A 23,712-nucleotide genomic window follows, 5' to 3' on the forward strand; every position below is an offset into this window, starting at 1 on the left:
AGTCTGACCGCGTTCACCTGCCACCCCACTGTGTGCCGTTTTCTGCCGCGCCGGGCGAAACTGCTTGAACTGCCGGTGCAGTTGCCATTGAATCAGACACCGCCATCGGATGAACGACGACCGCTGCTTCGGGCACAGTGCCCCCAACTGGAATAGTCGCGCCAGAAGCAGTACCGGATGCCGCCGCGGACTTCGGAGCCGCAGTTGTGGTCAGATGCGAGAGGGCTGCTTGTAGGTATAGAGGCAGCTTTTTAAACAAATCCTCGCCCGTGCCATATGCACCAGTGCAGACTAGATGAGCTGCATACTGAGCAGCGATGGCCTTCGAAGCCTCATCCACCTTCAGCGGCCTATAGATGATTGCCGCGAGAGCCTCGGGAGTATGTCCCTCACTCTCCAACTTTGTCCAGCTCGCCTCGGCCGAGGCGAGCACCGAAATTTCATCCTTCTCTTCTAGGCGCTCATCGCGCGACTTAGCCTTCACGGCCAGAGAAATCGCCAAGTGCATCAGCTTCGCGCAGCCGTGGAGTGCAAGGTCGTACTCAAGCGTCCAACGATCGGACACGCAGACAATGGTCCGCCCACCTTCTGCCCTGTCCTTTTTGTTCTTCACCACTTGAGCGATCTCGAGCGCCGTGTAATCGGAATCGAAGCGCGGCCCCTTGCCGGGCTTCGAGACGTAGCCCTTTGCGACGTCGGGCACGATATCTCGATCCGTCAGACAGACGACCGGAATCGGGATATCCGGGCCGGCGCCTTCGCGCTGGAGGATACGGGCATAGTGGTACAGGCCTGTGTGTCCAACGTTGACCATTGACACACCATGCTTGGAGAACGACCGACCGCACATCTCGGCGATGGCGGGCAACAAGATGGCTTCAGCAGGCCCCTCCACCATCATGACGCCGCGAGCGAAGAAGAGGTTCGCCTTGGTCGCGTCGATGAACCGTCGCAGGAAGGAATAGTCGGTTCGCTTGAGTTTGGTCTTGCCTGCGGCCAGCGGGAAGGTCTGCGCCTTGTGCACCAGTGTCATGTCTTCGATGCGCGCAGTCGATACCAGCGAGGGGCTATGGGTTGTCAGGATGACCTGCACTCGTTTCTGTGCCTGATCCTCGTTCGAATGCTCCTTCAAGAGGTCCATCACGCGCTCTTGCAGTTGAGGATGAAGGTGAGCCTCAGGCTCCTCGACGAGCAGCAGGGCTAGTTCCTCGCCATCGCGCAGCAGCACTAGTTCCGTGGCCATAAACAGCGCGTTGTTGTAGCCAAGACCTCTCGCACAGCGGGCGTCAGGATCGATATGTGCTCCGGGCAACAGAGACAACTCGAACTTCTCAAGGATGGGCGTCAGAGCGAGGTCGGGGGCGATGCGGATGCGCGACTGAAGATCATCACCAGAGAACGCGAACTGGCTCAAGTAGTTCTCGTTGATGTCCTTCTCAACACTCTTGACGACCTCATGCTCCCCCAGGTGGTGCTGAGCGAACGCCATCAGGCCAACCAACCGCTCAGGGATGTTTTTGGGCAATGCCCTGTCGAAGTCGTTCATCTCCTGGCCGGCGATGCTGTTGTGAGCGCCAAGAATCTGAGACAGCCGCGATTGGCGGCCCGGCCGAAGCTCAGCTTCTGCGTCGCGCAACGGCCTCAAGTAGGTTGCTCGCACCAGTTCCCTGACCGCATAGCCAACCTCTGGGCCAGTGCCGTTGGCTCCGGTCCGAACGATAGTGTCGACCCGGGCCCGTTTCGTCGCCTGTGGCGGGTGGTAGCGCGCTTCGAGATGAAGGATGAGCGAGCATGTGCCGTCCATCCCAAGGGTCAGCCACTCAAGAACGGAAGCCTCCTGATCGGGGCTCAGCCCACACAGCGTGGCCTCGATATTAAGGATATGAGCGCGATTTGCGTCCTGGATGTGAAAGTCCTGCTCAAAGAGCCGGATGGGCTCGTAGCTGGTCGTCAGCAGTACCTGGCGGATGGCGTCGACGATGCCGGTCTTTCCCGCATCGTTTTCACCGACAAGGATATTGAGTCCGGGATTGAGTTCCCAATCCAGTGCAGGCGCAGACGTGCCGTCCCCAAACGCGCGGTAGTTGCGCGCCCGGATGTGCTTCAAGTACATACCCTCTCCCTCCCTGGTTCTTCACGTTCGTCGCGCCGCGTGATTGAGTAAGGCGCTCGTGGAGCTTATTGTTACATAATGCTACTACACCCTTCTGGGAGCGTGCCTCCGTGACGTGTCATTTTCTGCAATCGAGAGATCTCCCATACCTTACATCGCGACGCTAACACCCTAGCCCCCAATTTCAGGATTGAGTCATCAAATACCAGTACCTCTCATAGCGACCGCCAATAAATACAACGTCGGTGTATACCTTTCGCCGGTCGCCCATGCATCGACCATATTCGCCCATTCTTGCAGCATATGGCGCCGTTGCTCCGCATACTCTGCCTTGTTATAAATCGATCGCGAAGATCGCCCGCTCTCATGCGCGAGGCATTTCTCAATCCAGTCACCATTGAAACCGGCCTCATTAAGCAATGTAGACCCCGTTCGCCTCAAATCATGGACCGTGAATGAATCTAATGGCAGCCCTGCGGCCTTCGCCCGCTCTGAAATGAGCTGCGTCACTCGATTCAAAGTTGCTTTGGACATGCATCGATCCGCGCTATAACGCGAGGGCAATACATACCTTGACCCGGCTGAATACGTGCGCAGCGCAATCATGATGTCCAGAGCCTGGGAAGACAGATACACGTTGTGCGCCCTCCTCCCCTTCATACGGCTCTTTGGAATGGTCCATACGGCCGTCTCGAAATCAACCTCATCCCAGGTCGCCTCGATCAATTCGCTCTTGCGAACCAAGGTCAGCAGAATCAGCCTCAACGCGAGTCGAATTGCCGGATGAGTCGAGGCAAGCTCCAACTGCCGACACATCAGCTGAATTTCCTCAGGAGATAACGCTCGATCTTTCGGCACACACGTGGCAATAGACGCTGCGCTAACATCATCAGCTGGATTGCTCACCTTCTCTCCATGAAGGTTCGCGTAGCCATAGATCTGTTTGATGATGTCACGAATGTGAACGGCCACCGTGGGCGCTCCTCGCCCCTTCACACGCAGGCATAGAGCACGAAGATCCTCCGCTTGGACCTCGCTCAGGAGACGCTTTTTAAAAATCGGCAGGATGTCGCGATCCAGCACGCTCTTGCGCATTGCCCGAGTTGAAGGAGCCATGGTAGCCCCGTAAAGCCAATGAACAGCATGATCACCGAAGGTCTTGATCTCAGGCCCACGAGCTTTCTCGCGCTGTTTCTGGATGGCTGGGGAGATTCCATCGCGCACCAACCGCTTAGCTGCCGACAGCTTGTCCCGCGCAGCGGCGAGCGAAATTCCGCCGAAGCCATAACGGCCGATAGTCAGTGTTTCGCGCCGACCATTGATGCTGTAGTCGTATCGAAAGGAGATGGACCCTGCCGGTGAGATGGCCACGTACATCCCTTCACGATCAAAGACTTTGTAGAGGGACGAGCGAGGCTTGAGGTTCCGAAGGGTGAAGTCTGTAAGCATGTAGATTTCCTAAATTGAGACGGCCGGTTGCCATCACCAATCGCGAAACCTACAGATTTCCACTCAACGCTGAGCGTCTAACCACTTGCTTGAGCACCAGACCCTGCCTCATACGGTCTCAAGCCACAGCCTTCAACATCGCCACCCGAAAACAACCGGCAACCTGGCCGAAAAACAGCTCCCGGCCTTTTGCCAGCTTGTATGCAGGGGCATGGCGCCCTAAGCTACTTAAAACCAAAGAACCACGATGAATATCTGAAAGAGACAAATGCCTTCCAGCCAGACGACGTACACCTGCCCGCCAACCCGCATGAAACCTGACTTTTTTGACCGCAGCATACCGTGTCGCACGGTATCGGCAGACGGTATGGCACTTAGCCTAGCTTGGGCCTAAGCTGAGAGCGCCATTTCTACCGTCGCCGATACCGTCGAGTTCAGCGTCTAGCAACAATCAACCACGAGAGGATCAAGAAGACGATTACCCTTTTAAATCAATAGCTTAGAGGCAGCTCACCGGCTATATTTCATCAACTTGCACATGCACAACATGTCGTAAGTTTTTGATTTATAAGGGGTTTTTTCGCCCCTCACTCCCATTGATTGTCATCAAGAGAAAAATATCTTTTCACATCAACATGTTACTTATGACCATTCGCCTGATGCCATGATAAATACCATGTGACGCCAAGGCAGATTGAGTTAGCCACCATCGGATGCGGTCCAACCTCCGGCCTTGCGCCGCTTCTCCCGCTCGGCGTCGGCCAAGTCGCCGGGCCACCCCGCCAACTCTTCATTGGTGAGGCCCGCCAGGATTTGCGGCAGGTTCATGGTCCGGTGTGGAGGGGGCGGCAGGTCATTGGACGGCGGGCCGTCGGTTATGAAACATGGCTCGGTTTGGTTGTCCTGGTGCAGCTTCGTCATTCTCTTTCCTCTTGGCGTTCATTTGGCCTGCGGCCAGGGCAAATCAAGCGCGCGACGGCCTTGCCGAAAACGAACATTGCGCAACAAGGCTATCTCCCGCGACCCCGCGGGCGTGCCTGCCATGCTTCCTCGACCAATTCCGGGGTGATAGCTTCCCGAAGCACGCGCAGTGCGTTGTCGGAATACCTCGGGTGTTTTTGAGACCCGAACTCAAACACCATGACGTTGGCTTGATCTTCGTCTATACGCAGGAAGTCGCGGACAGCCTTGGCCTTATTGATTGTCAACCCCAGCTTTTCCGCCAACGCACTCGGACTCCAGTGGTATTTTTTCTGGAGATCTACGTCGCGGATAGCCGCCGCACCCTCTGGGTCATCACCCGACACGAAGCGAACCGCTGGAGCGTCTGCGGCTCGGGTGATTCGGACTCGAATCGTCGGACCGTCTCCTTCAATGTTCGTTGCTAGGGTCATCAATCGTGGAAATACCTGCTCCACGGGAGTGTCGTCTTTGATCGCCTCTTCAATTCGATCCAGATCTCGTTTGGAAACTGCAACCTCTTCACTGACATGGGCTTCCATCGCCAGGAGTGCCGTGATTCGGCCTCTAGCCTCGTCTCTCGCCCTTCGGCCCGGAGCAAGCAGGTCTCTAATCTGTGCGTATTCCCGATTCACCAGCATTAAGAAATCAGGCAGCGGTTGGGTAGACAGAGGCAGAACCCGTACCGGAAGGTTATCTGCGATCGTGTCCTGGAAGTGCGCTGTCAGGATTTCATCCAACACCGTTATCAACGCCCTCGCGTTGATGTAGAGAGCGTCTTCGGGAACCACGATCATCCAGTGCTGGGCTTGGTCACGCAGCGCGTCGACGACTCGGATAGCCCCAGCTTGTGATGCGCTCATCCACCCTTTGGACTGAGCAATGTTCAACGCCTTCTCGATACCAATCGAGGTTCCCTTTTCTTTGTCAAAGACGTCCTGCCCCTTCTGAACCAACAACGCCTTAGCCAACATTTCGCTCGCGTGCTGAAGCATAAGAAGGACTGTTTCCGGCCTCCCATCGTCGTCGTGGTTATTGAATGCCTCCAACCCACGCTTTAACGAAGCTATAGCCTTGGCCTTCAGCGTCTTGGCTTCCCTCTTCAGCTTCATAATTGCTCCAATCTTTGGCTAATTTCAGACGAACGGGGCGGCGGAGGTGAGTTCGATCTACGTCACCTTCACCAGCTTCGCAGCCTTGGGGTCGTAGACGTAGCCGGTGATGCTGCCATCCTTGATGCGCGCGACGGCCTCGTCGATCACGAACAGCGGAACGAGAAACCATTCCTCGGGCTGCACGGGGTGACCGAAGCGGTCGTTGATGGTGATGTTCAACCGCGCGGGCGCGAATAGCCTGTGGAACAGGTTCTCCATCCGAGTGCGGTTGATGCCCGCGAGCTTGTAGGTCGCCACCACTTCGACCTTCGCCAGAAGGTAGGTGGAGTCGTGTTCGGCGTTGGCAATGCGCGTCTCCACCCTGCCACCGGTCACGCCCATCTTGTGAATGATGTCGCGGTACTGCGCGACATAGGGATGATCGGAGAGGGAGCGCAGGACGTAGATCGTGCCGCTTTCGACATCATCGGCCTCAAGCTCACCGCCGAAAGAGAGTTGCCCGCTCTCGGGCGAGGCCAGCCGCCGCGCGGCGGGGTCGTTGTAGAACGCTCGCTGGAGCGAGCGCAGCAGCAGATTGCTCTCGGTTCCGTTGGAGAAGATGAGGCGCAGGCGGCGGTCCACTTCCCCGGCGGTGGTCTTCAACGGCTCGCCGACCTCGGCAACGTAGAGCGTGATGCCATCGAGAACGAAAAAGTCCCCGGCTTCAATCGCGCGGCGGCCCGCTTCGATGGGCTGGGACTGGCGCATACCGGTTTTGACCTCCGCTTGCACGCGCTCGAACAAGGGTCGAAAGGTCTCGAAGTCCTCGCAGGGCTTGCGATCCGCGATCTCCTCGGCGGCACGCTTGTCGGCGCTGGTGCGGACATGGCGTAGAACTGTGATGTCGTCCGCTTCCGCTACGCCCGCCAGCTCTGCAGCCAGGTCGTCGATGTCGATGGCTTCATCTGCCGAAGCGGCAACGGCAGGCGCAGCGGCAAGCAAGCCCTGATGGTCCAGCGGCTCTAGCAGGGCGCGGCAGTCCGGGAGCGCGCGCAAACGGTCCAGACGCACGGCGTAAAGGCGCTCGAATATGTCGCGGTCCTCACCGTGCTGCGGCGCACGGCCGTGCTTTTCGGTGAAGCGTTGGATTTCCTCGAAGCCCGCGATGACGCGCTCCTCACTGGCCGGCCGTCCGCCCTTCTTCTCAGGAGGTGCGAACTCGGCAAGCTCCGCAGCGAGTTCGTCAAGATCAGAGTTACTCATAGCGTCCCTCCGCCTTGAAGCGCATGAAGGCGGCCGCGCCTTCGGCCATGCGTCGCTCCCAGGCATCCTGGGAATCGAGCGCCGGAATGCGACCGCGCTCCTTCTTGAACTGAACAGCCCGAACGGCCATCTCCTTCGCCTCGTCCGGCGTCAGGCTCGTGCGCTTGGCCGAGATGGCCGCCGCGACCTGCTTCAAGCTGTCCTCGCTCATGGTCTTGGCAAGGATGGCGTAGGCTTCCCCAAAGGGGTTGATGCGGTCGATCAAGTCGATGTCCAACTCGCGCACGTCCATCGCGAAGCGGCGCACGCCGTCGATCAGCGCGGTGTTGAGCGACCCATCTCTCTCGCCTTCGGTGACCAGCCGCTTGGCCTGCTGCGTGAGGTTGAGGGCAGCAATGGCGTGCTGACGCACGGCCTCCTGATCTTCGGCGTCAAGCTCGGGATATTTGTCCTTGATGATCTTGCCCATGCGAACCTGCGTCAGTTCCTCGGGCACCAGCTCCTCATCGAACAGGCCGCGCTCGATGGTGGGCTTGTCCTGCACGAAGGCCGCAATGACTTCGTTCAGGTCTTCCTGACAGATTCGCGCCGCCTCCTTGCTCTTGGGCTCGGCGAGGCCCTTGATCTCGATCTGGTAAGCCCCTGTCTGCTCATTGACACCGACATTGCAACGGTCCGCGTCGTAGCCACCCTCGCCGTAGTTAAATCCCGGCGTCGGGCCGCTGTCGGGGTTCTTGGGCTTGAACTCGAAGCGTGGAGCAAGAACCTGCTCCATCAGCAGACTTGCCGCGATGGCCTTCAACGTATCGTTGACGGCCTCGGTGACAGCTTCCTCGGCCGCATCCGGCTCGGCGATCAGGTTGGTGAACCTCGCGCGGGTCTTGCCGGGCGCGTCGCGGGTAGCTCGGCCGATGATCTGCACGATCTCGGTCAGGCTGGCGCGGTAGCCCACGGTCAGCGCGTGTTCGCACCAAATCCAGTCGAAGCCTTCCTTCGCCATGCCCAGCGCGATGATGATGTCCACATGGTCGCGGTTGTTCTTCTGCGCCGGGTCCTTGAGCGCGGCGGACACGCGGTCACGCTTGGCGGCATCGTCATCGACAAGATCAGCGATGCGCAGCACGCGGCCATCGGGACGCTTGACGCGCTGGAAGCCGGTCGCTGGGTCGATGCCTTGCCATTCGCCCAGCGCCTCGAGGATGTGCTCTACCTCGCGCATCTTGTCCTTCGTGCTTTCACGCGAATTGACGTTGGGGATGTGGATGATGGTCTTCTCGGCGGGATCGAGGACGTTGAGGATGTCATCGACGTAAGGCCCGCTGTAGAAGAAGTAGCCGATGTCGAGTTGCTTGAGGTACTCGTAGCCGTTCAGTTGCTCGTAATACGTGTAGGTGACGGTATCGAACTTCGACTCGTCCTGAGGCGCGAGCACGGCCTCGGCGTCGCCACGGAAGTAGGAGCCGGTCATGGCGACGATGTGGGTCTTGCCACGCGCGAAGAACTGCCCGAGGTGCAAGCCGAGCTTGTTGTCCGGATTCGCTGAGACGTGGTGGAACTCATCGACCGCGATCAGACGGTCGTCGAATGCCTCCACACCGTAGGCATCGACCGCGAAGCGGAAGGTCGCGTGGGTGCAGACCAGCACCTTGTCGTCGCCTTCGAGGAACGCGCCCAGCGACTTGACCTTGCCGCCGTTGTCGTTGCCCGGCGCGTTGCACAGATTCCACTTGGGTTCGACCTGCCAGTCGGACCAGAAGCCGTACTTCGACAGCGGTTCATCGTTGAAGCTGGCCCCGATGGACTTCTCCGGCACAACGATGATGGCCTGCTTGATGCCCTGGTTCGTGAGCTTGTCGAGTGCCACGAACATCAGCGCACGGCTCTTGCCCGATGCAGGCGGCGACTTGATGAGCAGGTATTGCTCGCCCCGTTTCTCGTAGGCGCGCTCCTGCATGGGCCGCATCCCAAGCGCATTGGCCTTGGTCGATGCGCCGTTTCGGGCGTAGGTGACCGAAACGGACGGTACGGACTTGATCTTGTCGCTCATGCGTTGGCTCCCGCTTTGCGCTTCTTACCCTTGGCCGGTGCAGCCGAAGCGGTCATCTTGGTATAGAGGTCAAACAGCTTTTCCAGCCGCTCGGTATCGTTCTTGAAGCGCCGACCGATGTAGATGCGCTCCAGTACTTCGTCGTTGCGATCATGGGCGGCGCGCAGGTCAGCGGGCATGTTCTCGGGGTCGTATAGGTCAGCGATGGTCGCCGGAAAGTGATGCTCCCGCGCCAGCAAGATATCCTCGGCACAGCGCGTGAGGTCAGCCTTGTTCTTGTCCGTCAGCTGCGGTATGGGGAAGGTGTTCCAGCCGAGCGAGTTTGAGTATCGGTAGTCTTCCTTGATCTTGCCGCAAACCGTTGCGATCCACACCAAGTGAAGCCGCGACGAATAGATGGCTACGTCAGGCATCGTGAAGCCGTACATTGCAATGGCGCTGTCGCCAATCACGGTGTCATCGTTGACAAGCACCGATGGAAGATAAGGTCGGCTCTCAGAACTGTGTCGAGGGATCAACAATGCCCGACCTTCCTGATGACGCCGCTCGCCGAATGCGTGAGGTATGGATGCAAGGGCGTTGGTTTCCGGGCGGTCACTGCCTTTTCGATGTGCGCGAACATCTTGAACACGTTTTGCTATCTCTGGATTGGCGCACGCGCTGGACACGTCCGCATCCGCGATCCAAAGACAATACCGCGTCTCACCTTGAATACTGTCGTGAGAACCAAGGAACTTTCGGCAAAAGGCGGCAGCAGCCGGACGCGCTCGAACGAGTTCTCGGTACTCGTCCGCATCCAACAGCAAGCCTCCACCATCATTGGGCATTGATCCATTGGTCATGGAACTCAGAGAGGAAAGCAGGCTCCGTGACGGGGAGACTACCGTGGCGTGGTCAGGTACGAGATAGGGGCCGATGTACGCTGCCTGTTGGACGGCGTTCTCGGTGAAGACCAATTTCGGCGTAGCCGATCTCCTCCCCAACCCAACGATAGAGACGGTGACAGCGGCCTTCTTGGATGCAAGGTTGCTCCACGGGAAGGATGGCCTTGCAAACCTGATCTCTAGGTCGGTCGAAAGGATTGCAGGCCACAAGAGAGAAACCTGTCGCCCTTGATTCAGGCTGTTGGTTGTCACGAAAGCTGACGTAGCCTCTGACCTAATGATGTAGTCGTGTGCGAGGATGAACCAGCCAGAAACGTAGTCCGCCGACTTGGTGGACTTGATGCGACCAGCGAAGGCAGCAGCAAGGTCGGCTTTCTGGCTTGGTGTCTGGTCTTGGCTCCCCTTGTATGGCGGATTGCCGCAGATGTAGGTCTCGCCTCCCTCGTTCACGAAGTCGATCTCGGCTTGGTCAAGTGGCGTCTGAAAGAGGTCGTCGGTCTGCACCTTCACGCCCGTCCCTGTCGGCGGGCAAATCGCCAGCCAGTCGAGTCGCAGCGCGTTGCCGCAGGTGATCCAGTTTTCGTTGCGCAGAGGCAGGAACTCGGCCAAGGCCAGCTTCTGCCCTCGGTACAGCACGTCGCACTGGTACTCGGCGATAACCAGTGCAAGACGGGCGATCTCCGCCGGGAAGTCGCGCAGCTCGATCCCGCGAAAGTTGGTGAGCGGGATTTCCGATGCGCGATCCGGTTCACCGCGCCGCCGGTTGATCTCGGCCTCGATGGCACGCATTTCCTTGTAGGCAATAACTAGGAAATTGCCCGAACCGCAGGCCGGGTCGAAGACCCTGATCTTCGCCATGCGCTTGCGCAGGTTCAGCAACATGCGAGGGTTGTCGCCCGCCTCTTCCAGCTTGGAGCGTAAGTCATCGAGGAACAGTGGATTCAGCACCTTCAGGATGTTGGGGACGCTGGTGTAGTGCATGCCCAACTCGCCGCGCTCCTCATCCTCGGCGACGGCCTGGATCATCGACCCGAAGATGTCAGGGTTGATCTTGGTCCAGTCCAATCCGCCGACATGCAGCAAATAGGACCGGGCGATCTTGCTGAATCGCGGCACCTCGTCGCCACCAGAGAACAACTGCCCGTTGACGTATGGGAAGTCTTCGGCCCATCGGGGAATCTTGGCGGCGGCCCGGTCCTCGCGCTTGGTGTTCATGGTGCGGAACAGCGTGGCGATGACGTCGTGCGTGTTGGACGAGTCTTTGGCGCTCATCTGAGCGATGGTTTCGGTGAAACGGCCCCTGCCAACGAAGATGTCGGTGTCCTCGGCGAAGAAGCAGAAGATCAGCCGCGCCATGAGCTTGTTCATGTCGTGCCGACGCTCCGCCGTGCCCCATTCCGGGTTGTCCTTCAGCAGTTCGACATACAGACGGTTCAGGCGGCTGGTGGCCCGGATGTCGAAGGCGTTCTCACTGATCTGGCGGACAGTGCTGATGCCCGCCAGCGGCAGGAAGAAGCCGAAATGGTCGGGAAAGTCCTTGAAGGCACAGGCGACGGTCTCGCCGCTGGTCAGGTCTTCGGCCTCGAAGTCCGCCCCGTCCGTGGCGAGGATGAACTTCGCCTTGGCCTTGGCCGTAGCCGGGCTGGCCTTGAGAGCGGCCAGCGTCTGCGTCACCCCCCCGGCGTCGCAGGTCAGAATGTGGATGTTGCTGGTCTGGAGAACACCACCGAGGTCGGACTTGTTCGACGCCCCCGCGCGCAGGCGCTTGATGGTCGTCGCCTTGTTGCCAAAGGCTTCGAGGAAGGCGTAGGGGAACTCTGCGGGGTCAAAGGGCTGCTCCGCAAGGTCTGTGATGGCCTGTTCGATTTCTACGGCGTTCATGGGCGTGCAGCCCCCTCTCGGGGCGAGGCCGCCTGGTTGCTATCGTCTTTCGGGGCGCTCATGTCTTGTCCTGCGTCTTCTCGGCTATCTGCGCGGCAATCCAGCGATCCAATTCGCTGCGACGAAACCGCCAGGTGCCGCCCAGCTTGAATCCCGGTATCCCCCCCTGCTGGGCCAGCCGGTAAACGGTCTTCTTCCCTGCCTTGAGGTAGGCCGCCACTTCGTCCAGCGTGAGAATTTCGCTATCAGGTTGGTTCATGTCAGGCGGCTCGCTTGGTGTCGCGCGGCGAAGTCTTCCAAAGTTTGGCCAAGTTTACCATCCGATCTACCCAAATGAACCCCGAATCTCATGGGCAGGAGACAATAGATTCGGCCGGCACCGCGCGTTGCGGCAGGCTCGCGTCACCGGTGCGACGGCAAAGCCATGTGCTTTAGCCATCAGGGTGCAGATGGTTGACGCCAAGAAGGTGGTCAGCGTCTTTCACTCCAGGGAAAAGCAGGCCGCGTAGTAGCCTGCGACCTCTTCTGGATGGGACAGGTTGAGCAACGTCAGCGTAAGGTGTGCGATGGGCAAAGAGAAAACAGAGAAGGTGGACATGGAACACTGGCTGCATGAGCGAATCGGTCCGGCCTACGATGCGTTGAAGGCCGACCCAGGCCGCGCCGTTACTGCTGACCAGGTGCGCGCCCGGCTGGCTGACGTCGCTCAAGCTATCGAACTGGCCCGCCGCGCCGATGCGGGCCTGGAGCCCCTTACACCCTTTGACCCGGCCGAGGAATTGACCACCGCTGAAGCCGTGGCCACATTTCTGGCCGACGCCGAGGCTACGGGCGACTCGGCCTATATCGAGCGCGCACATCAAGTCGCGGCACGTGCGCGAATCAGGCACAACATCGCGTCATGAACGACGCGGGCCAGCATCGCCATTCCTAGCGGTGCTGCAGGTGGATCTCATCGCCAGAAGCAACGATGCGAGATCCACATCGCCGGAAGAGTGAAGCGGCCGTCATCGCCCGATCTGGCGATGCTCGAGCGCCGGCACACATCGCCACTTCCGACGATGGAGGCCCGGAAGCGACAAGGGCGGCCATTGGCCGCCCTTGCTGTTCCTGGCGCGTGCCTTACGCGGTGGGAAGCGACTGGCGCACGGCATCCAGCGCCTCACGGAAGTCGGTCGGTGTCGCGCGACCCGTCTCGGCTTGGTAGAACACGACCATGAAGGCATTGGCGACCGCCTCGGCCAGCGGCCCGAGCTGCCGGGCTGCGTCCTGATCGATCCAGTCCAAGGCCGCGAGTTGCGCGGCCGCATGGTGAACTGCCTGGGTTGCGTTGGTAGGATTCAGAGTTGCCATGATTCACCTCTCCATCAGGTGGGTTAGTGGAAGTGTCGGCCGGCCCCACGCCGGCCGACGCGCCTTTCATGCTGGCGTCGAGCGATTCACGAAAGCAGCGACTTCATCATCTGGATCGGCAGCCTGATTGCCGGCCTGCTCGCCGGCCAAGCTGTTGCCATCGAAAGCCAGAGGCTCGGCTGCCGCGCCAGCCCGGATCGCCGTTGCCACCTGTCCGCCGATCGTTTGGCCCATGCGCTCCTGGAAGCCCTCTGCGAGCTGCACGGCCTTGCCCTTGAGCACAGCACCTGCGCCTTTCGCCAGCTCGCCGGCGGTGCCCGCTGTCAATGCTGCGGCACGAGTCAAACCACTAGGGCCGGTGCTGCCTGGCGCGGCCTGATGGCTGCCCTGCTGCCCTTGTCCTGCCCCGCCGGCAGCGGACTTGGGTTCGCTTTTGGCCGCCTTGTCGGCACCGTTGCCACTACTGGCCGTCGAGCTGCCGCCCTTGTCGCCGGCGCTGGCCTTGTCGTCACCCTTCGCGCTGGCCGAGCTGCTGCCGAGTGACGTGCTATTGCCACCCGACGACGAACCGCCAAAGCCTGCCGCCTGCGCGAACGGTGATGCCCCTGCGCCGGCCGAATCCTGACCGCTCGATGTATTCGCGCCGCCCATGCTCGCCATCATGTCCACGCCTGCGCCGGCATCGCTCGTCGCGTTGCCCTGGGCCTTCTCAAAAGCGGCCTTAACGGCCGAAGCCCCGCCGGCGAGGTTGGCCGCGCCACTCATCACGGCAGCACCGGCCATGCTTGCAGCACCGGCCGCAACACTGGCCGCGCCCATCGCAGCACCTACAGCAGCGCCCGCGCCGAAGTTGCCGATGCCGCCGGCGTTTCCAATGCCCGTGCCAGAAATGATGCCGGCGATCAGTGGCGGCACACGATTGACCAGCATCAGCAACGCCACGCAGAAAACCAGCATCACGCCCAGCTCTTCAAAGTTCAGCGTGCCGGTGTTCATCCTGGCGTAGAAGCTGGAAAGCAGGTCGTTCCCGATGCCGACCAGGAGCACCATCGTCATGATCTGCACGGCCACGCCCAGCACCGTCTTGTAGTAGTTGATCGCCATGTCGGAAGTCCAACGAGAGCCACCGAAGCCGAGGAAGAAGATGCCGGCGTACATCAGCAACCACCCTGACACGAGCAGCAGAAGCATGTTCACGGCGACAACTGCCAGCAGGATCAGGATGCCGACGCTCAAGGCCACACCAATGAAGCTATCCACGGGCGACCAGATCGACGAGTTCGTGAATGCCTGCTTCAAGATCATGAAACCGATATCCACGATGCCCGAGGGTGTCACCGACGCCACCCCGGATGCCTGCTCACCGATCCGGGCCAGTGACTGGATGATCGAGTTGGCGAAGGCCGGGCCGTTGCGCAGTAGCCAGAGGAAGAAGCCGAAGAACAGAATGAAGCGGATGAACTCGGCGAAGAACTCGCCAATGTCAGCCTTGCGCATCGCCATGAAGCCGAACGTCCAGACGAGCGAGATCGTGCCCAGCGTCCAGAACAAGAACGTCGCGGCGTTCATCACCACTGTCTGCCAGGCCGTGGCCCGCGTGGCGAACTCCGTCACCACTTGGTCAAGCATCCCCTGGTTGGTGAGCTGAGCCGACGCAGCGGTGGAGTAAAGCGCGAGAGTGACGCCGATCAGCGCCGCCTTGTGCAGTGCTTTCATGGTTTCACCTCCTGCCCCTTCGAGCCTTTCGGATCGGCCAGCTCCAGCCAGTTCATCGGCCGCTCGGTCGGGGCGATGCCGCCGCCGGCCGGCGACCGGCGCGAGCACAACCCGGCGAAGGTTTCGCGCGTAGCCCTATCCTCGATCTTCTTGATCGCCTCGATCTGGCAATTGGTGTCATTGACCTCGGGCATGGGCGGAATGGCCGGCTTGTTGTCGCAGCCGGCCAGCATCGCCGCCGCGAGGCCGGCAAGCAGCATCGTCTTTTTCATGGTGCTGGGCCTCCGTCAGCGGGTCAGTTCGAGCCAGTTTTTCGGGGTGGCCGTGCGCTCGATCCTCGATTCCCTGGAAGTTGCCCCGGCCGCCGCCTGCTGGGCTTCCTTGTCGGCGTCGGCCTGCATCTTGGTCGCCACCGCGTTCTGCTGCGCGATCAACAGGCCGCGAATCTGCAAGAGCTGGTTGGCCTGCTGGCTGGCGAGCTGGTTGGCGTAGCCGATTGCCTGCATCTGCCCGGTTGCACCCTGCGCCGAGGACTGGAGCCGCTGCAACGTCGCGGCGTCGGCGGTCAGGTTGTCTTGCTGCTTGTCGAGGCCCTTGAACAAGGCATCGTTGGCCTTCTTCTGCGACTCGCTGGCGAGCTGCTGCACGTTCTTCATGGCCGTCCACTCAGCGGCCGAGCAGCCGGTGGCCGAGAAGCACGGCGACCCCTTGTAGTAGTTCACGTCCTGGAACTTGCCGATGTAGCTGTCCAGGCTGCCGAGCTGGTTCTTGTAGTAGTTCAGCGTGTTGGTGGCGTTCATCAACCCGTTGATGGTCGATTGCGCCTGATCCCAGATATACGCGGCCGGGGCCATCGTGTTCTGGAGCTGGTTCTGATACTGCTGGAGCTGGGTGCCGTACTGCTCAATTTGCTTGAGCGTTTGAGCCACCGACTCGATGGCCGTCATGATGTTTTGCGACAGGTTGGTGCCGTCGATGACGGGAATACCAGCCTGCACAGGCGTGATGACGATGCTGCCGGCCAGGGCGGCGGCGAGCGCGGTTTTAGCCGCTAAAAAACGAACGTGCTTCATGAGCGTAATCTCCATTCGATGAAAGAAAGGCAATGCCCTGACCAAGCTCGCGCTTGCCCATGGCAAGGTTTCATCGAAGAGCTACGCCACTAGCTGATCGGTATCGCCCTGGGCACTGAGGCCCGGACTTCTGTGATTCTGTTCTTGGCCCTTACGGGGTGTCGCTGGCCCTACACGCCCTCCCAAGGATTGATGACAGTCACACCGGCCGCTTCATAGGGCGATGTGTCGCGTGATGCCACGATAAAGCCCCGCGATGCGGCAACGGCCGCGATGTAGCCGTCTGGCGTCGGGAAGCCACGCCCGCCGTTCTTGGCCGTCACGGCCAGGTCGGCGTAGTGGCGCGCTGCATCCGTGTCGAACGGCAGCACCCGATCTTTGAACAGCTCCAGCAGTTCGTTCAGGGCGCGGTCGAGCATGTTCTTGCGCTTGCCTGCTGGCAGCGCCCGGATGCCAAACAGCAACTCGGCCAGCGTGACGCTCGACAGATACAAGGTTTCCGCCGCCTGGTCGTTCAGCCAGGCCCTTACGCCCGCGTCTGGCTCTGGCTTCATCGCCTCAGAAACGACGTTGGTATCCAGGACGATCATTCAGTCAAAGCTCAACGGTTTGGCCGGCGTCTTGTCGCGCACGCTCTCGAACACAGCGAAATCTTCATTGGTCAGCCCGATCTTGCGACCGATGGCGGCCAAGGCTTCGCCCACGCGCACGCGCTTCTCTGGCTTGACCACAGCCGCCAGAATCTCGCGCACCTCCGCTTCCGTGCTGCGGCCGTGCTGAGCCGCCCGCACGCGCAAAGCGCGATGCACGTCATCAGGCACGTTCCTTACAGTCAAGATTGCCATAATTCAAAACCTCTCATTTGCTGTCCATGACTGCAATCATAGATAAATGCAGTCACCTGCGCAAGCATCAAGGGGTCGTCTCAGAAAACGGAAAATAAAGCACGCTAAGGCATAGCCGAACCTGCCAAGCTTGCTCCACCCTGTAGTGACGCGATCAGCGGGCAGGAAACGTTCCCCCTTCGCGCATGGCAGGCGCACACCAACTCAGACAGCACGGCCTCCATGCGCGCCAGGTCAGCCATTTTCTCGCGCACGTCCTTGAGCTTGTGCTCGGCCAGACTGCTGGCTTCCTCGCAATGGGTGCCATCCTCCAGCCGCAGCAGCTCGGCGATCTCATCCAGGCTGAAGCCCAGCCGCTGGGCTGATTTCACGAAGCGCACCCGCGTTACATCCGCCTCGCCATAGCGGCGGATGCTGCCATAGGGCTTGTCAGGCTCCAGCAACAAGCCCTTGCGCTGATAGAAACGGATGGTCTCCACATTGACCCCGGCCGCCTTGGCGAAAACGCCAATGGTCAGGTTCTCCAAATTGTTTTCCATATCGCTTGACTCCGTACATGAGTACGGAAGTAAGGTTACGCTATCCAATTTCAATTCGAAAGGACAAGCGCATGTCTGAACCAAAAACCGGGCGCGGCGCGCTCTTCACTGGAGGGCTTGCCGCCATCCTCGCCTCGGCTTGCTGCCTCGGGCCGTTGGTTCTGATCGCCTTGGGGTTCAGCGGCGCTTGGATCGGCAACTTGGCGGTGTTGGAACCCTATCGCCCCATCTTTATCGGCGTGGCGCTGGTGGCGTTGTTCTTCGCCTGGCGGCGCATCTACCGGCAGGCAGCGGCCTGCAAACCGGGTGAGGTCTGCGCGATTCCCCAAGTGCGAGCTACTTACAAGCTCATTTTCTGGATCGTGGCCGCGCTGGTTCTGGTCGCGCTCGGATTTCCCTACGTCATGCCATTTTTCTACTGATCGGAGTTCACCATGAAGAAACTGTTTGCCTCCCTCGCCCTCGCCGCCGTTGTTGCCCCCGTCTGGGCCGCCACCCAGACCGTCACGCTGTCCGTACCGGGCATGACCTGCTCCGCCTGCCCGATCACTGTCAAGAAGGCGATTTCCAAGGTCGAAGGCGTCAGCAAAGTTGACGTGACTTTCGAGACACGCCAAGCGGTCGTCACCTTCGACGATGCCAAGACCAGCGTGCAGAAGCTGATCAAGGCAACCGCAGACGCGGGCTATCCGTCCAGCGTCAAGCAGTGAGTCACTGAAAACGGCACCGCAGCACAACGGACGTCATTGTCTGGCGCCACAAACGATAAAGGATCTGTTGCATGACCCATCTAAAAATCACCGGCATGACTTGCGACTCGTGCGCGGCGCACGTCAAGGAAGCGCTGGAAAAAGTGCCAGGCGTGCAGTCGGCGCTGGTGTCCTATCCGAAGGGCACAGCGCAACTCGCCATCGTGCCGGGCACATCGCCGGACGCGCTGACTGCCGCCGTGGCCGGACTGGGCTACAAGGCAACGCTAGCCGATGCGCCACTGGCGGACAACCGCGTCGGACTGCTCGACAAGGTGCGGGGATGGATGGCCGCCGCCGAAAAGCACAGTGGCAACGAGCCCCCGGTGCAGGTAGCGGTCATTGGCAGCGGTGGAGCCGCGATGGCGGCGGCGCTGAAAGCCGTCGAGCAAGGCGCGCAGGTCACGCTGATCGAGCGCGGCACCATCGGCGGCACCTGCGTCAATGTCGGCTGTGTGCCGTCCAAGATCATGATCCGCGCCGCCCACATCGCCCATCTGCGCCGGGAAAGCCCGTTCGATGGCGGTATTGCGGCAACTGTGCCTACGATTGACCGCAGTAAGCTGCTGGCCCAGCAGCAGGCCCGCGTCGACGAACTGCGGCACGCCAAGTACGAAGGCATCCTGGGCGGTAATCCGGCCATCACCGTTGTGCACGGTGAGGCGCGCTTCAAGGACGACCAGAGCCTTACCGTCCGTTTGAACGAGGGTGGCGAGCGCGTCGTGATGTTCGACCGCTGCCTGGTCGCCACGGGTGCCAGCCCGGCGGTCCCGCCGATTCCGGGCTTGAAAGAGTCACCCTACTGGACTTCCACCGAGGCCCTGGCGAGCGACACCATTCCCGAACGCCTTGCCGTAATCGGCTCGTCGGTGGTGGCGCTGGAGCTGGCGCAAGCCTTTGCCCGGCTGGGCAGCAAGGTCACGGTCCTGGCGCGCAATACCTTGTTCTTCCGTGAAGACCCGGCCATCGGCGAGGCGGTGACAGCCGCTTTCCGTGCCGAGGGCATCGAGGTGCTGGAGCACACGCAAGCCAGCCAGGTCGCCCATATGGACGGTGAATTCGTGCTGACCACCACGCACGGTGAATTGCGCGCCGACAAACTGCTGGTTGCCACCGGTCGGACACCGAACACGCGCAGCCTCGCGCTGGACGCAGCGGGGGTCACTGTCAATGCGCAAGGTGCCATCGCCATCGACCAAGGCATGCGCACGAGCAACCCGAACATCTACGCGGCCGGCGACTGCACCGACCAGCCGCAGTTCGTCTATGTGGCGGCAGCGGCCGGCACCCGTGCCGCGATCAACATGACCGGCGGCGATGCGGCGCTCGACCTGACCGCAATGCCGGCCGTGGTGTTCACCGATCCGCAAGTGGCGACCGTGGGCTACAGCGAGGCGGAAGCCCACCACGACGGGATCGAGACCGACAGCCGCACCTTGACCTTGGACAACGTGCCGCGTGCGCTCGCCAACTTCGACACACGCGGCTTCATCAAGTTGGTTATCGAGGAAGGCAGCCATCGGCTGATCGGCGTACAGGCGGTCGCGCCGGAAGCGGGTGAACTGATCCAGACGGCGGCTCTGGCCATTCGCAACCGCATGACGGTGCAGGAACTGGCCGACCAGTTGTTCCCCTACCTGACGATGGTCGAGGGGTTGAAGCTCGCGGCGCAGACCTTCAACAAGGATGTGAAGCAGCTTTCCTGCTGCGCCGGGTGAGAAAAAGGAGGTGTTCAATGAACGCCTACACGGTGTCCCGGCTGGCTCTTGATGCCGGGGTGAGCGTGCATATCGTGCGCGACTACCTGCTGCGCGGATTGCTGCGCCCGGTGGCGTGCACACCAGGCGGCTACGGCTTGTTCGATGACGCCGCCTTGCAACGGCTGTGCTTCGTGCGGGCGGCCTTCGAGGCGGGCATCGGCCTCGACGCGCTGGCGCGGCTGTGCCGGGCGCTGGATGCGGCGGACGGCGACGAAGCGGCCGCGCAGCTTGCCCTGCTGCGTCAGTTCGTCGAGCGTCGGCGCGAAGCGTTGGCCGATCTGGAAGTGCAGTTGGCCACCCTGCCGACCGAGCCGGCACAGCACGCGGAGAGTCTGCCATGAACAACCCCGAGCGCTTGCCGTCCGAGACGCACAAACCGATCACCGGCTACCTGTGGGGCGGACTGGCTGTGCTGACTTGCCCCTGCCACCTGCCCATCCTCGCTGTCGTGCTGGCCGGCACAACCGCCGGTGCTTTCCTCGGCGAGCATTGGGTCATCGCGGCGCTCGGTTTGACCGGCCTGTTCCTTCTGTCCCTGTCGCGGGCGTTGCGGGCATTCAGGGAAAGAGAATGAGCGCTTTCCGGCCGGATGGATGGACGACGCCGGAACTGGCCCAAGCGGTCGAGCGCGGGCAGCTTGAACTGCACTACCAGCCCGTCGTCGATCTGCGCAGTGGTGGGATTGTCGGCGCGGAAGCCCTGTTGCGCTGGCGTCATCCGACGCTTGGACTATTGCCACCGGGCCAGTTCCTGCCCGTGGTCGAATCGTCCGGCCTGATGCCTGAAATCGGCGCTTGGGTGCTGGGCGAAGCCTGCCGCCAGATGCGTGACTGGCGAATGCTGGCATGGCGACCGTTCCGGCTGGCCGTCAATGTTTCGGCGAGCCAAGTGGGACCGGACTTCGACGGGTGGGTAAAGGGCGTGCTGGCTGATGCCGAGTTGCCCGCCGAGTATCTCGAAATCGAGCTGACCGAATCGGTCGCGTTTGGTGACGCCATCATCACCGAGTCAGGCTTGAAGATCACGCCGCTCGACGCGGCGGTACCCGACACCGCCCAAGCGCTGATCGACCAGACGGCAATGATCCTGCCGCACGTCAAGATCACCGAACTGCTGCTGGAGGTGGACGAATGGACGGGCTTCACTCGGCATTTCGCGCATCTGAAATCGGGCGACCCGGCCAAAGACAAGAACCTGTTGCTGACCACGATCCTCGCCGACGCGATCAACCTGGGCCTGACCAAGATGGCGGAGTCTTGCCCCGGCACGACCTACGCCAAGCTGGCTTGGCTGCAAGCCTGGCACATCCGCGACGAAACCTACGGGGCGGCGCTGGCCGATCTGGTCAACGCACAGTTCCGCCATCCCTTCGCCGAGCACTGGGGCGACGGCACCACCTCATCGTCGGACGGCCAGAACTTCCGCACCGGCAGCAAGGCCGAGAGCACCGGCCACATCAACCCGAAATACGGGAGCAGCCCAGGGCGGACGTTCTACACCCACATTTCTGACCAGTACGCGCCATTTCACACCAAGGTCGTGAACGTCGGCGTGCGCGATTCGACCTACGTGCTCGACGGCCTGCTGTACCACGAGTCCGACTTGCGGATCGAGGAGCATTACACCGACACGGCGGGCTTCACCGATCACGTCTTCGCCCTGATGCACCTCCTGGGCTTCCGCTTCGCGCCGCGCATCCGCGACCTGGGCGACACCAAGCTCTACATCCCGAAGGGCGACGCCGCCTATGACGCGCTGAAACCCATGATCGGCGGCACGCTCAACATCAAGCACGTCCGCGCCCATTGGGACGAAATCCTGCGGCTGGCCACCTCGATCAAGCAGGGCACGGTGACGGCCTCCCTGATGCTCCGAAAGCTCGGCAGCTACCCACGCCAGAACGGCCTGGCCGTGGCGCTCCGCGAGCTGGGCCGCATCGAGCGCACGCTGTTCATCCTGGACTGGCTGCAAAGCGTGGAACTGCGCCGCCGCGTGCATGCCGGCCTGAACAAGGGCGAGGCGCGCAATGCGCTGGCCAGGGCAGTGTTTTTCAACCGCCTGGGTGAAATCCGCGACCGCAGTTTCGAGCAGCAGCGCTACCGGGCTAGCGGCCTCAATCTGGTAACGGCTGCCGTCGTGTTGTGGAACACGGTCTATCTGGAACGGGCTGCGCACGCGCTGCGTGGCAACGGCCATGCCGTTGATGACGCGCTGTTGCAGTACCTGTCGCCGCTCGGTTGGGAGCACATCAACCTCACCGGCGATTACCTCTGGCGCAGCAGCGCCAAGATCGGCGCGGGCAAGTTCAGGCCGCTACGACCGCTGCAACCGGCTTAGCGTGCTTTATTTTCCGTTTTCTGAGGCGACCCCATCAAGCTCCACGCCCCTTCCTGCCCTGGCGTCTCGCCCTCTTGGCTTCCATCTGCGCCCGTATCCGGGCCTCGCGCTGCTCCAACTCGGACGGTGCCGACTTCTGGACCCTGGACGGCTTCGGGGCCGAGGTGGTCGGCACTTGCGCCGGCCGTTGGGCCTCGCCCTCAATGTGCAGGTTGTCGAGCTGGCCAAGCGTGCGCAGGCCATGCCGGCGATGCGGCGGTGGTTCCGGGCCGGCTGCCGGCACGCCTGGCCGGCGCTTGACCTCGGCCTTCGTGGTCTCGGCCTGCCGCCGGCTTTCCAGGGCTGGATCGGCGAAGGTGATAGGAAGCTGCGCATCGACCGCCGCTCGGATCACGGCGGCCTTGAACGCCACGCTGCCGCTGACGGCGATGCGCTCGCCATAGCGTTCCATCGCCAGGCGCAGCGCCGCCGCCACGCCGGCGCGGTCGGCTTGGCTGGACACGGCCAGACGCTCGCCATCATCGCGCACAGCCGAGTTGCCGGCGCGAAAGATGAATCTTGTTGATGGCGATGTGGATGTGCAGGTTGTCGGTGTCGTTGTGGACGGCACTGATTCGCTGATGCTCGCCATAGCCCAGCCCGACGCAGATGCGTTCCTCAATCGCGCGCAAGGTGTCGGCGCTCGGCTGCTCGCCGGCCCGGAAGCTGACGATCAGGTGGTAGGTCTTGTCGCCCTTCGCGCGGGTGTTCGTGTGCTGGGTCGCCAGCACCTCCGTGATGGCGTCCTGGATGGAACCGGCTTCGCAGTTCGTCGCCTGCACCTGGCCCAGCCGGTGGTCTTTGCTTTGCGCGTCGGTGATGTAGTTCGCAAGACCCGCGAAGTCGCTCTTGCCAAGCGAGCGCATCGGCACGTGCTTGGCGATCATGGCCGGCCTCCGGGCTTTTTAGCCGCTAAAAAGCTCAAGGCTCGGCCCTCGGCTGAACCACTCCGGCGGTAGCCGGCTGCCTCGCAGAGCAGGATGACCCGTTGAGCGCCCCCGGCGCGAATAAGGGATAGTGAAGATAGATAACCGGCTCGCCGGTTAGCTAACTTCACACATCCTGCCCGCACCATCGCGTTGATTCTCGACAATCGACTCACCTAATCTCACGCGATAAGCACGCCATTGACGCGCAATGGCACGCCAACCGCGGGAAAACAGATAAAAGTTGCCGGTTTACGTGCGCTTGCTGCGATTCACCCGGGCGGTTGCAGCGTTTCACAAGACTGCTTACAGCGATTGAATACGGACCTTGTTGGACGTTCTTCATAGCAAGCGTGCTGGCTCAAGTCCGCTTCGCCGGACCAGCGGCCTTACCTTCTGAACTTGGCATCGTCAGGTCGGCCGGCGCATTGGTGATGTGCTGTTGGACGTATTTCAGGAACGTTTCGTAGCGAAACGGAATGCGCCCGATCTCGTGCATGTGCTCCCAGATGATCTTTAGCGCAAAGCCTGCGGCCATCGCCTCCATCACGTTCGAGCGCGCCGCCATGAACGCTGGCAAGTAGTCCTTCCGCGTCAGCCGCCCGCTTTTCTGCTCGCGCTTGAGACGAGCGGCCAGTTCCTGCTCAATCCTTGTCGTCATTTCCGTAAACCTCCGTTATCAAC

22 protein-coding genes and 4 pseudogenes are annotated in these 23,712 nt (G+C 61.2%); 8 read left to right on the plus strand and 18 right to left on the minus strand.

Annotated features, from left to right (window positions below; all coding sequences use genetic code 11):
- Positions 1–13: 13 nt before the first annotated feature.
- From KF708C_RS17775 to mads1, 8 genes are all read right to left on the minus strand, one after another.
- Complete coding sequence (locus KF708C_RS17775; protein ID WP_059412800.1) at positions 14–2,113, minus strand: ATP-dependent nuclease; 2,100 nt, start codon at positions 2,111–2,113, stop codon at positions 14–16.
- A gap of 198 nt (positions 2,114–2,311) precedes the next feature.
- Entirely contained in the window at positions 2,312–3,562 is a 1,251-nt protein-coding gene (locus KF708C_RS34685) for a tyrosine-type recombinase/integrase (protein WP_082079630.1), read from the minus strand.
- Positions 3,563–4,261: 699 nt separating this feature from the next.
- Positions 4,262–4,483: a hypothetical protein gene (locus KF708C_RS17780; RefSeq protein WP_017997809.1), complete on the minus strand. Its 222-nt coding sequence runs from the start codon at positions 4,481–4,483 to the stop codon at positions 4,262–4,264.
- Positions 4,484–4,572: 89 nt separating this feature from the next.
- On the minus strand, positions 4,573–5,634 hold the full coding sequence (locus tag KF708C_RS17785; protein WP_033945626.1) for a hypothetical protein: 1,062 nt from the start codon (positions 5,632–5,634) through the stop codon (positions 4,573–4,575).
- A gap of 57 nt (positions 5,635–5,691) precedes the next feature.
- The gene (locus tag KF708C_RS17790; RefSeq protein ID WP_059412801.1) at positions 5,692–6,879 is read right to left on the minus strand and encodes a GIY-YIG nuclease family protein; all 1,188 of its coding nucleotides are present in this window, start codon (positions 6,877–6,879) and stop codon (positions 5,692–5,694) included.
- Positions 6,872–8,926, minus strand: a complete 2,055-nt coding sequence (locus KF708C_RS17795; RefSeq protein WP_033945628.1) for a DEAD/DEAH box helicase — start codon at positions 8,924–8,926, stop codon at positions 6,872–6,874. The genes KF708C_RS17790 and KF708C_RS17795 overlap by 8 nt, the downstream gene beginning before the upstream one ends.
- Entirely contained in the window at positions 8,923–11,691 is a 2,769-nt protein-coding gene (locus tag KF708C_RS17800; protein ID WP_033945629.1) for a class I SAM-dependent DNA methyltransferase, read from the minus strand. The genes KF708C_RS17795 and KF708C_RS17800 overlap by 4 nt, the downstream gene beginning before the upstream one ends.
- Positions 11,692–11,749: 58 nt before the next feature.
- The gene (gene mads1, locus KF708C_RS17805; protein WP_033945631.1) at positions 11,750–11,950 is read right to left on the minus strand and encodes a methylation-associated defense system helix-turn-helix domain-containing protein MAD1; all 201 of its coding nucleotides are present in this window, start codon (positions 11,948–11,950) and stop codon (positions 11,750–11,752) included.
- Positions 11,951–12,287: 337 nt separating this feature from the next.
- On the opposite strand from mads1, the pseudogene KF708C_RS37045 reads away from it, so the two are divergent.
- Positions 12,288–12,389: pseudogene (locus KF708C_RS37045) on the plus strand (type II toxin-antitoxin system ParD family antitoxin); the annotation flags it as partial.
- A 424-nt stretch (positions 12,390–12,813) separates the two neighbouring features.
- Here the strand turns inward: KF708C_RS37045 and KF708C_RS17815 are convergent.
- From KF708C_RS17815 to KF708C_RS17845, 7 genes are all read right to left on the minus strand, one after another.
- Entirely contained in the window at positions 12,814–13,044 is a 231-nt protein-coding gene (locus tag KF708C_RS17815) for a type I toxin-antitoxin system ptaRNA1 family toxin (RefSeq protein WP_033945642.1), read from the minus strand.
- Positions 13,045–13,110: 66 nt separating this feature from the next.
- The gene (gene trbL / locus KF708C_RS17820; protein ID WP_033945643.1) at positions 13,111–14,760 is read right to left on the minus strand and encodes a P-type conjugative transfer protein TrbL; all 1,650 of its coding nucleotides are present in this window, start codon (positions 14,758–14,760) and stop codon (positions 13,111–13,113) included.
- A complete protein-coding gene (trbK, locus tag KF708C_RS17825) occupies positions 14,757–15,032 on the minus strand; it encodes an entry exclusion lipoprotein TrbK (RefSeq protein ID WP_033945644.1) in 276 nt (91 codons plus the stop codon). Before trbK ends, trbL begins: the two co-directional genes overlap by 4 nt.
- Positions 15,033–15,047: 15 nt before the next feature.
- Positions 15,048–15,833, minus strand: coding sequence for a P-type conjugative transfer protein TrbJ (gene trbJ, locus KF708C_RS17830; protein ID WP_033945646.1), 786 nt, complete (start codon positions 15,831–15,833; stop codon positions 15,048–15,050).
- A 170-nt stretch (positions 15,834–16,003) separates the two neighbouring features.
- A complete protein-coding gene (locus tag KF708C_RS17835) occupies positions 16,004–16,423 on the minus strand; it encodes a type II toxin-antitoxin system VapC family toxin (RefSeq protein WP_033945647.1) in 420 nt (139 codons plus the stop codon).
- Positions 16,424–16,678: a FitA-like ribbon-helix-helix domain-containing protein gene (locus tag KF708C_RS17840; protein WP_033945649.1), complete on the minus strand. Its 255-nt coding sequence runs from the start codon at positions 16,676–16,678 to the stop codon at positions 16,424–16,426. It abuts the gene before it with no gap.
- A 104-nt stretch (positions 16,679–16,782) separates the two neighbouring features.
- Positions 16,783–17,217, minus strand: coding sequence for a mercury resistance transcriptional regulator MerR (locus tag KF708C_RS17845; protein WP_003131969.1), 435 nt, complete (start codon positions 17,215–17,217; stop codon positions 16,783–16,785).
- A gap of 71 nt (positions 17,218–17,288) precedes the next feature.
- Between KF708C_RS17845 and merT the strand changes: the two genes are divergently transcribed.
- From merT to KF708C_RS17875, 7 genes and pseudogenes are all read left to right on the plus strand, one after another.
- Positions 17,289–17,639 carry a mercuric ion transporter MerT gene (gene merT, locus KF708C_RS17850; RefSeq protein WP_003131974.1) on the plus strand — a complete coding sequence of 117 codons (351 nt, stop codon included), beginning with the start codon at positions 17,289–17,291 and terminating at the stop codon, positions 17,637–17,639.
- A 12-nt stretch (positions 17,640–17,651) separates the two neighbouring features.
- Positions 17,652–17,927, plus strand: coding sequence for a mercury resistance system periplasmic binding protein MerP (gene merP, locus KF708C_RS17855; protein ID WP_033945651.1), 276 nt, complete (start codon positions 17,652–17,654; stop codon positions 17,925–17,927).
- Positions 17,928–17,998: 71 nt separating this feature from the next.
- The gene (gene merA, locus KF708C_RS17860; RefSeq protein WP_003158917.1) at positions 17,999–19,684 is read left to right on the plus strand and encodes a mercury(II) reductase; all 1,686 of its coding nucleotides are present in this window, start codon (positions 17,999–18,001) and stop codon (positions 19,682–19,684) included.
- A gap of 17 nt (positions 19,685–19,701) precedes the next feature.
- Positions 19,702–20,067, plus strand: coding sequence for a mercury resistance co-regulator MerD (gene merD / locus KF708C_RS17865; protein WP_000995360.1), 366 nt, complete (start codon positions 19,702–19,704; stop codon positions 20,065–20,067).
- Positions 20,064–20,300 (plus strand): broad-spectrum mercury transporter MerE, encoded by a 237-nt coding sequence (gene merE, locus KF708C_RS17870; protein WP_003132004.1) that lies wholly within the window; start codon positions 20,064–20,066, stop codon positions 20,298–20,300. The genes merD and merE overlap by 4 nt, the downstream gene beginning before the upstream one ends.
- Positions 20,297–20,698: pseudogene (locus KF708C_RS37120) on the plus strand (EAL domain-containing protein); the annotation flags it as partial. The gene merE and the pseudogene KF708C_RS37120, both read left to right, overlap by 4 nt.
- Positions 20,699–20,716: 18 nt before the next feature.
- Positions 20,717–22,063, plus strand: a pseudogene (locus KF708C_RS17875) (Tn3 family transposase); the annotation flags it as partial.
- Between the two features lie 34 nt (positions 22,064–22,097).
- Here KF708C_RS17875 and KF708C_RS34690 read toward each other — a convergent pair.
- The 3 genes and pseudogenes from KF708C_RS34690 to KF708C_RS17890 form a co-directional block, all read right to left on the minus strand.
- Positions 22,098–22,565, minus strand: a complete 468-nt coding sequence (locus KF708C_RS34690; RefSeq protein ID WP_143218699.1) for an LPD7 domain-containing protein — start codon at positions 22,563–22,565, stop codon at positions 22,098–22,100.
- Between the two features lie 31 nt (positions 22,566–22,596).
- Positions 22,597–22,989 (minus strand): annotated as a pseudogene (locus tag KF708C_RS34695) (relaxase/mobilization nuclease domain-containing protein); the annotation flags it as partial.
- A 400-nt stretch (positions 22,990–23,389) separates the two neighbouring features.
- The gene (locus KF708C_RS17890; RefSeq protein WP_017760541.1) at positions 23,390–23,689 is read right to left on the minus strand and encodes a TraK family protein; all 300 of its coding nucleotides are present in this window, start codon (positions 23,687–23,689) and stop codon (positions 23,390–23,392) included.
- Between the last annotated feature and the right edge of the window lie 23 nt (positions 23,690–23,712).

The sequence above is a fragment of the Cupriavidus basilensis genome (assembly GCF_000876015.1).
Taxonomy (GTDB): domain Bacteria; phylum Pseudomonadota; class Gammaproteobacteria; order Burkholderiales; family Burkholderiaceae; genus Cupriavidus; species Cupriavidus basilensis_B.

What these genes read in the sequence shown, in the direction of transcription:
- merD (WP_000995360.1), top strand. Translation starts at nt 19,702, where the DNA reads ATGAACGCCTACACGGTGTCCCGGCTGGCTCTTGATGCCGGGGTGAGC.
- KF708C_RS17840 (WP_033945649.1), bottom strand. Translation starts at nt 16,678, where the DNA reads ATGGCAATCTTGACTGTAAGGAACGTGCCTGATGACGTGCATCGCGCT.
- KF708C_RS17800 (WP_033945629.1), bottom strand. Translation starts at nt 11,691, where the DNA reads ATGAACGCCGTAGAAATCGAACAGGCCATCACAGACCTTGCGGAGCAG.
- KF708C_RS17795 (WP_033945628.1), bottom strand. Translation starts at nt 8,926, where the DNA reads ATGAGCGACAAGATCAAGTCCGTACCGTCCGTTTCGGTCACCTACGCC.
- merA (WP_003158917.1), top strand. Translation starts at nt 17,999, where the DNA reads ATGACCCATCTAAAAATCACCGGCATGACTTGCGACTCGTGCGCGGCG.
- KF708C_RS17835 (WP_033945647.1), bottom strand. Translation starts at nt 16,423, where the DNA reads ATGATCGTCCTGGATACCAACGTCGTTTCTGAGGCGATGAAGCCAGAG.
- trbK (WP_033945644.1), bottom strand. Translation starts at nt 15,032, where the DNA reads ATGAAAAAGACGATGCTGCTTGCCGGCCTCGCGGCGGCGATGCTGGCC.
- KF708C_RS17790 (WP_059412801.1), bottom strand. Translation starts at nt 6,879, where the DNA reads ATGAGTAACTCTGATCTTGACGAACTCGCTGCGGAGCTTGCCGAGTTC.
- mads1 (WP_033945631.1), bottom strand. Translation starts at nt 11,950, where the DNA reads ATGAACCAACCTGATAGCGAAATTCTCACGCTGGACGAAGTGGCGGCC.
- KF708C_RS17890 (WP_017760541.1), bottom strand. Translation starts at nt 23,689, where the DNA reads ATGACGACAAGGATTGAGCAGGAACTGGCCGCTCGTCTCAAGCGCGAG.
- trbJ (WP_033945646.1), bottom strand. Translation starts at nt 15,833, where the DNA reads ATGAAGCACGTTCGTTTTTTAGCGGCTAAAACCGCGCTCGCCGCCGCC.
- KF708C_RS34685 (WP_082079630.1), bottom strand. Translation starts at nt 3,562, where the DNA reads ATGCTTACAGACTTCACCCTTCGGAACCTCAAGCCTCGCTCGTCCCTC.
- KF708C_RS17845 (WP_003131969.1), bottom strand. Translation starts at nt 17,217, where the DNA reads ATGGAAAACAATTTGGAGAACCTGACCATTGGCGTTTTCGCCAAGGCG.
- merE (WP_003132004.1), top strand. Translation starts at nt 20,064, where the DNA reads ATGAACAACCCCGAGCGCTTGCCGTCCGAGACGCACAAACCGATCACC.
- merT (WP_003131974.1), top strand. Translation starts at nt 17,289, where the DNA reads ATGTCTGAACCAAAAACCGGGCGCGGCGCGCTCTTCACTGGAGGGCTT.
- KF708C_RS17815 (WP_033945642.1), bottom strand. Translation starts at nt 13,044, where the DNA reads ATGGCAACTCTGAATCCTACCAACGCAACCCAGGCAGTTCACCATGCG.
- merP (WP_033945651.1), top strand. Translation starts at nt 17,652, where the DNA reads ATGAAGAAACTGTTTGCCTCCCTCGCCCTCGCCGCCGTTGTTGCCCCC.
- KF708C_RS17780 (WP_017997809.1), bottom strand. Translation starts at nt 4,483, where the DNA reads ATGACGAAGCTGCACCAGGACAACCAAACCGAGCCATGTTTCATAACC.
- trbL (WP_033945643.1), bottom strand. Translation starts at nt 14,760, where the DNA reads ATGAAAGCACTGCACAAGGCGGCGCTGATCGGCGTCACTCTCGCGCTT.
- KF708C_RS17785 (WP_033945626.1), bottom strand. Translation starts at nt 5,634, where the DNA reads ATGAAGCTGAAGAGGGAAGCCAAGACGCTGAAGGCCAAGGCTATAGCT.
- KF708C_RS17775 (WP_059412800.1), bottom strand. Translation starts at nt 2,113, where the DNA reads ATGTACTTGAAGCACATCCGGGCGCGCAACTACCGCGCGTTTGGGGAC.